This window comes from Flavobacterium sp. (assembly GCF_049318185.1).
Classification (GTDB): Bacteria; Bacteroidota; Bacteroidia; order Flavobacteriales; family Flavobacteriaceae; genus Flavobacterium.
Genome location: NZ_JBMOGV010000107.1, coordinates 1 through 7,359 on the forward strand (window position 1 = coordinate 1; position 7,359 = coordinate 7,359).

The window sequence follows — 7,359 nt, forward strand, 5'->3', positions numbered from 1 at the left end:
TTCGCCCAAATCTTACGTGCTACTCTTCCAATGACTGCATATTCTGGATCGATACCATTAGAGAAGAAAAAGGACAGGTTTGGACCAAAATCGTTGATATCCATGCCACGACTTAAGTAATATTCCACATAGGTAAAGCCATTGGACAAGGTAAATGCCAATTGCGTAATGGGATTGGCTCCTGCTTCGGCAATATGATAGCCCGAAATAGAAACCGAATAAAAGTTGCGTACATTCTGTTGGATAAAATATTCCTGTACGTCACCCATTAATCGTAATGCAAACTCTGTAGAAAAAATGCAAGTGTTTTGGGCTTGGTCTTCTTTCAAAATATCGGCTTGCACTGTGCCTCGCACTTGTGACAATGTCTTTATTTTAATTTCCTGATAAATATCCATTGGTAAAACTTGGTCGCCTGTAACACCCAAAAGCATTAAACCTAAACCATCATTACCTTGTGGCAACTCTCCATTATATACAGGACGTGGCAAGCCATTCTTTTTATAAATCTCATTAATTTTCTCTTCTACTTCAACCTGTAGGTTGTTCTCAACTATATATTTTTCGCAGTTTTGGTCGATAGCGGCATTCATAAAAAACCCTAACAACATAGGTGCGGGACCATTAATCGTCATAGACACCGAAGTTAAAGGGTTGGATAAATCAAAACCAGAATACAATTTCTTAGCATCGTCCAAACAACAAATAGATACGCCAGCATTTCCAATTTTTCCATAGATATCGGGACGTAAATCAGGGTCGTTTCCGTATAAAGTCACACTATCAAAAGCAGTTGATAAACGCTTAGCAGGTAAACCAGCACTCACATAATGAAAACGTTTGTTAGTACGCTCGGGTCCTCCTTCTCCAGCAAACATTCTTGATGGGTCTTCTCCCTCTCGTTTGAACGGATACAATCCTGAAGTAAATGGAAATTCTCCTGGCACATTTTCTTGTAGATTCCATTTTAATATATCGCCCCAAGCTTGGTATTTTGGCAACGCTACTTTTGGGATTTGAGAGTGCGATAAACTTTCGGTATGGGTTTGAATTTTTATTTCCTTATCACGTACTTTGAAGCTATATAATGGATTTTTATATTTGTTTACCTTGTCATTCCAAGTGAGGATAATTTCCCAGTTGAAAGGATCGAGGTTCATTTTTACGCGATCAAATTCTTTCACCAATAAGTTTAGAAAATCATTGTTATTATAATTGATATCCAAATAATTAGCATATATTCCTGATTTATCAATTTGTATAGTTTTTTTGTTTACACTTTCAATGGTTTTATAAATACCGTATAACTTTTGCGCTACTTCTACTTGTGTCAAAACCGTCTCATCATACTTGCGATTATTCTCGGCAATTTCAGATAAGTAACGTGTTCTATGGGGTGGAATCACATAAATCTTTTCACTCATTTCGCGGGTAATTTCAAAAGTCGATTTCAAATCGGCTCCAGTTTTCTCCACTACTTTGTCCATTATCTTTTTATAAAGCGTATTCATGCCAGGGTCATTGAACTGAGAAGCAATGGTTCCAAAGACAGGCATTTCATCAGGATTTACCTCCCAAAGGTTATGATTGCGTTGGTATTGTTTTTTTACATCGCGCAAGGCATCTAAAGCCCCACGTTTGTCAAACTTGTTCAATGCTACTAGATCAGCAAAATCCAACATATCAATCTTTTCTAATTGCGTAGCCGCACCAAATTCGGGCGTCATGACATACAATGAAACATCTGAATGTTCTATGATTTCAGTATCACTCTGTCCAATTCCCGAAGTTTCCAAAATGATGATATCATATTTAGCGGCTTTCAAGACTTGAATAGCTTCGTTTACATATTTTGACAACGCCAAATTCGATTGACGTGTTGCCAACGAACGCATATAAACTCTAGGATTATTGATAGCATTCATACGAATTCTGTCCCCAAGCAAAGCCCCGCCTGTTTTACGTTTTGAAGGGTCAACCGAAATCAAACCGATAGTTTTTTCTGGAAAATCAATTAGAAAACGACGCACTAATTCATCTACCAAAGAGGATTTTCCAGCACCACCAGTACCCGTAATTCCTAAAACTGGAATCTGTGAAGTTTCATTTTTCTTGTGAATGGCATCAAGGGTTTCTTTGGCCACATTAGGAAAATTCTCTGCTGCAGAAATGACACGTGCAATTGCAGTAGCATTCTTTTCTTCTAAATGATTGATTTCGCCATTCAAAACATCGCCTACAGGATAATCTGATTGTTGTACTAAATCGTTAATCATGCCTTGCAAACCCATTGCACGACCATCATCAGGCGAATAAATTCTTGTAATGCCATAGTCTTGCAGTTCCTTAATTTCCGAAGGTAAAATAACACCACCGCCACCTCCAAATATTCTGATGTGACCAGCACCTTTTTCTTTCAACAAGTCATGCATATATTTGAAATACTCATTGTGACCACCTTGATAGGAAGTCATAGCAATAGCATTAGCATCTTCTTGAATAGCGGTATTGACTACTTCTTCTACACTACGGTCGTGCCCAAGGTGTATCACTTCAACACCTGTAGCTTGGATAATGCGTCGCATGATATTGATGGCAGCATCGTGTCCATCAAAAAGTGAAGCAGCAGTAACTATTCTAACTTTATTTTTAGGGATGTAAGACGTTTGTAGTTCCATTTTGCGGATATGATAATTTTAGTGTTGCAATTTACGTAATAAATAAAAATGTTACAACGATTTCGTAGAAAACATAAAAATAATACATAAAGTAGTTTTTCTAATAATACTATTTTGTGACAATACACTATTTGGAAAGTATTTTTAACAATCATAACCGTTGATGAGCAAACATTTGTACCGTTATCAAATGAAAATCTCAACTTTTGTCATAACTAGTATTTTTAACACAGGATAAGAAAGAAGGAAGCTACAAAGTAAGTTAAATTTTTAGAAATCAATAACATAAGTATAACAAAATCTTAACATTAATTACTTTTGAGTCAACGTATATTTGTAATGTAATAAATTTGGTTTTTTATTATATTTGGTTTAGGTTAGTTAAAAGAAAGAACTGTCAAGTCTATCAAGGATTGGCAGTTCTTTTATTTTTGAGCCTTTAAGAATGAAAGAACTTTATCATTAAAAGTCTGAGATTGCTCAACATTTACAACATGGCCACAGTTTTCTATCACAAATAATTGTGACGATTTAGAGTGACTTTCGACTACTTTCCTCACAGATGGTAAAAACATATAATCTTCTTCTCCCATGACATAAAGCGTTGGAATACTCATTTCTACTTGTCTAAATAGTTTTAAAATGGGATTAATCTCAGCTGTTAGTTTGAACCAGCGAATAAATTCTTTTTGATATAGTTTTTTCGCTTCATTGATGAATAAATTTCGGGATTGTTTATGATTTTTATTGGGCATTATTACAAAGGCAAAAAACTTATACAAAACCAAATAAGGCAATACGTATTTAAAAATATTTCCAAGTCTCATAAGGATTTGAGAACGAAAATTCATTTTTAGAATAGCACCACCTAATATCATACTTTGAACTCGATCTGCATGTGTTTCGGCTAATTGACGAATAAGAATGGTACCCAATGATATCCCAACAAAATGTGATTTTTCGATTTTTAAATAATCTAAAACTTCAACAATATCATCAGCTAATGCAGCGAAAGTATATTTTTGTTTGAAAGCATTTTTTATTTGTTGGTTTGAATTTCCGTGACCACGTAAATCCAATAACAAAACATTATACTCTTTTTGAAATTCTCTAATTTGCTTAAACCAAATAGCAGAACTTCCACCGGCACCATGAACAAAAGTCACCCATTGTGTGCTTTTAGTGTTTGAATAAATACTGTAATTTATCACGAGTAAACCAATTGATTGTATGTAAATATAGTATTTACAATGGAAGAATAATTTAAAAACTAGTTTTTAGTGTAACAATTTAAAATAGGCAAACGCTTTTACTAGTCTGCTACCCTACCAAGAAAACATTTCGCCATCTACAAAAATAGTTTTTTTTCAAAATGATTTTTTTTAACGCCAATTATCGTTTTTGTTGACTTGAAATGGAAAGGATGCACACAAAACTTTGTTATACCAACTACATTCTCTTCTAAGCCCAAATCATAAAGTAGTTCTGTTTGAGAGGAAACAAGAGAAACTATTTTTTTGGGTGTTATTTCAAAAGTGTGTAAAGTACCAAGTTGGTCTATTAATATCTTCAAAACAGATTACAACAAATCATTTTGTTTCATAATTATTTCCATTTCCTGTAGCATTTTCAGAGCTTCTTCCCTAGCCTTTTCCGCAAAATCTTCTCCTGCAGAAGCATAAATAATTCCTCTTGAAGAATTAATGAGTAAGCCAATATCGGCATTCATGCCATAGGAACAAACATCATACAAACTGCCACCTTGTGCACCAACTCCTGGAACCAAGAGAAAACTATCGGGAACAATTTTTCTTATTTCAGTAAAATATTCCGCTTTGGTAGCTCCTACAACATACATTAAGTTTTGACTATTTATCCAAGTCTTGGAAGTTTTGATCACCTTTTTATATAATTCCTCACCATCAACAATTTTAGTTTGAAAATCAAAAGCACCTTCGTTTGAAGTTAATGCCAATAATACTGTGTGTTTGTTTTCAAAAGCGAGAAACGGTTCTACACTATCTTTACCCATATAAGGTGCTACAGTCACACTGTCAAAGTTCAAATCTTCTAGAAAAGCTTTGGCATACATCGTTGAAGTATTGCCAATATCGCCTCGTTTAGCATCCGCAATTGTAAATATATCAGGATAGTTTGTATTGATATAATTAATTGTTTTTTCTAAAGATTGCCAACCTTTCAAACCATAGGCTTCATGGAAAGCTGTATTGGGTTTATAAGCAACACATAAATCATGAGTAGCCACAATTATAGCTTTGTTAAATTCAAAAATGGGATCTTCAAGTTTCAGCAAATGCTGAGGAATTTTATTCAAATCCACATCTAAACCAATACAAAGAAAGGATTTTTTGGTTTTGATTTGTTGAACGAGTTGTTGGGTTGTCATAGTGGATGTTTAATCGCAAAGTTCGCAAAGTTTTTCGCAAAGTTCGCTAAATGTTAAAAAAAAATGCCTTACTAAATTTTAGCATGACATCTTTTCTATTTTTATTTTTCTCTATTTTCTTTGATTAAAAAACTTCGCTTTCTTTTAGTTTTTCCATATTGTTCACCAACTGAAGTTCGTCAACAAATTTTTGGATTTTTCCATTCATCACACCATCCATATCAAAAACATCTATACCTATACGGTGATCGGTTACACGACCTTGAGCGTAATTATAAGTACGAATTTTTGCAGAACGGTCTCCAGAACTTACTTGAGAAGTACGTTTAGTGGCATCTTCGGCCTGTTTTTTGGCTAGTTCTTGTTCGTATAAACGAGAACGCAAAACGTCTAATGCTTTGTCTTTATTTTTATGTTGTGATTTTTGATCTTGACATTGTGCCACCAGCCCAGTTGGAATGTGTGTTAAACGAACTGCTGATTTTGTGGTATTCACCGACTGTCCACCAGGACCAGAAGAACAAAAGAAATCTACACGTACATCATTCATATCAATTTGTACATCAAACTCTTCGGCTTCAGGTAAAACCATTACGGTTGCAGCCGAAGTGTGAACTCTTCCTTGGGTTTCAGTTTGAGGTACACGTTGCACGCGGTGAACACCAGCTTCAAACTTTAGGGTTCCGTATACGTCTTCACCAGTTACTTCTAGAATAACCTCTTTAAATCCTCCTGAGGTTCCTTCGTTCATATCAACAACCGAAGTTCTCCAGCCACGACTTTCACAATACTTAGTATACATACGAAATAAATCTCCAGCAAAAATAGAAGCTTCATCACCACCAGTTCCAGCACGGATTTCAACCATTACATTTTTAGCATCTTCTGGATCTTTTGGTATTAACATGAATTTGATTTCTTCTTCTAACTCGGGCAAACGTTCTTTAGCTTCATCCAATTGCATTTTTGCCATTTCTACCATTTCTGCATCTGAACCATCTGCTAAAATTTCATTAGCTTCATTTATATTGGCATCAAGAGTAACATATTCATCGCGTTTTTCCATTAACGCTTTCATACTTTTATATTCTTGATTTAATTGAACATAACGTTTTTGATCAGCAATAACATCGGGCTGAATAATCAAATCCGAAATTTCGTCGAAACGCTGTTTTACATATTGAAGTCTTTCTAACATATTATTATATATTTTCGAGTGCAAAAGTAGTAAAAAAGTGCATAGTTTAGAGTGTTATGTTGGCAGATTTTTTATAGTATTGTAGCGTTTTAAAAAAATAGAAGATGAAAAAATCTAAAAGGTTTATATTGCTGGTTGTATTGATTTGCAGTGTTAGCATATTAATGTTCATTTCGTGTAAGAATAAATCAGAAAAAAAATTCGATAAACTTGAAAAGTTGAATTGGCTTATTGGCAATTGGGAAAATGAAATGCCCGAAGGAGTTTTAACCGAAACATGGACTAAAGATAATGACAGTACTTTTTCTGGCACCACATATTTCATAATGAACAAAAAAGATACAGTTCATTCGGAGACTATAATCTTAAAACAAGTAAATGATGAGCTGGTTTATAGACCAACCGTTAAAGGTCAAAATAATGATGAACCGGTAGATTTTATATTAAGTTCCGAGAGTGAGAACTCGTTTAGTTTTGAAAACCCAAAACACGATTATCCTCAAAAAATAGTTTACAAAAAAGTGAATGAAACCAAACTGGTTGCCACTATTTCTGGATTGCAACAAGGAAAACAAAGTTCAGAGAGTTATCAGATGAATAAAAAATAATAAACCTCTTCTATTTCTAAACGAGGTTTGCTATTCACTAATTACTCCTTTCCGGAATATTAGCCAGTATTTCCAAGAAAAACTTCCAGAATTTTTGTGACGATTTAATCGATGCTCTTTCATCAGGGCTATGTGCACCGTGGATGGTTGGACCAAAAGAAATCATATCCATTCCAGGATAATTAGTCCCTAAAATGCCACATTCTAATCCGGCGTGACACGCTACGACATTTGGTTTGGTACCATTTTGTTTTTCATAAATATGAACTAAAACGTCCAATATTTCAGACTTCACATTCGGTGTCCAACCAGGATAGCTTCCGCCAAATTCTACTTCACAACCAAACAATTCATAAGCTGAACGCAACGCATTTGCCAAATCAAATTTGGAACTTTCTACCGAAGAACGGGTCAAATTTTGAATTGAAATTTCGCCCTCCTTTACAATCACACGAGCAATATTATTAG

Annotated in this window: 6 protein-coding genes and 1 pseudogene; 1 reads left to right on the plus strand and 6 read right to left on the minus strand. The window is 34.6% G+C overall.

From position 1 onward, the window contains the following. The 5 genes and pseudogenes from ACOYLT_RS09300 to prfA form a co-directional block, all read right to left on the minus strand. The coding region (locus ACOYLT_RS09300; RefSeq protein WP_422853583.1) for a methylmalonyl-CoA mutase family protein at nt 1-2,678 on the minus strand (2,678 nt) is incomplete at its 3' end. A 425-nt stretch (nt 2,679-3,103) separates the two neighbouring features. Further along, entirely contained in the window at nt 3,104-3,889 is a 786-nt protein-coding gene (locus ACOYLT_RS09305) for an alpha/beta fold hydrolase (protein WP_422853584.1), read from the minus strand. 152 nt (nt 3,890-4,041) lie between these two features. Next, nucleotides 4,042-4,251, minus strand: a pseudogene (locus ACOYLT_RS09310) (cobalamin-binding protein); the annotation flags it as partial. Between the two features lie 6 nt (nt 4,252-4,257). After that, nucleotides 4,258-5,085, minus strand: coding sequence for an orotidine-5'-phosphate decarboxylase (pyrF, locus tag ACOYLT_RS09315; RefSeq protein ID WP_422853585.1), 828 nt, complete (start codon nt 5,083-5,085; stop codon nt 4,258-4,260). 124 nt (nt 5,086-5,209) lie between these two features. Further along, the gene (prfA, locus tag ACOYLT_RS09320) at nt 5,210-6,283 is read right to left on the minus strand and encodes a peptide chain release factor 1 (RefSeq protein ID WP_422853586.1); all 1,074 of its coding nucleotides are present in this window, start codon (nt 6,281-6,283) and stop codon (nt 5,210-5,212) included. A 104-nt stretch (nt 6,284-6,387) separates the two neighbouring features. On the opposite strand from prfA, the gene ACOYLT_RS09325 reads away from it, so the two are divergent. Continuing rightward, entirely contained in the window at nt 6,388-6,891 is a 504-nt protein-coding gene (locus ACOYLT_RS09325; protein WP_422853587.1) for a DUF6265 family protein, read from the plus strand. 37 nt (nt 6,892-6,928) lie between these two features. Here ACOYLT_RS09325 and ACOYLT_RS09330 read toward each other — a convergent pair. Continuing rightward, on the minus strand, nt 6,929-7,359 hold a 431-nt coding region (locus tag ACOYLT_RS09330; RefSeq protein WP_422853588.1), incomplete at its 5' end, for a M20/M25/M40 family metallo-hydrolase.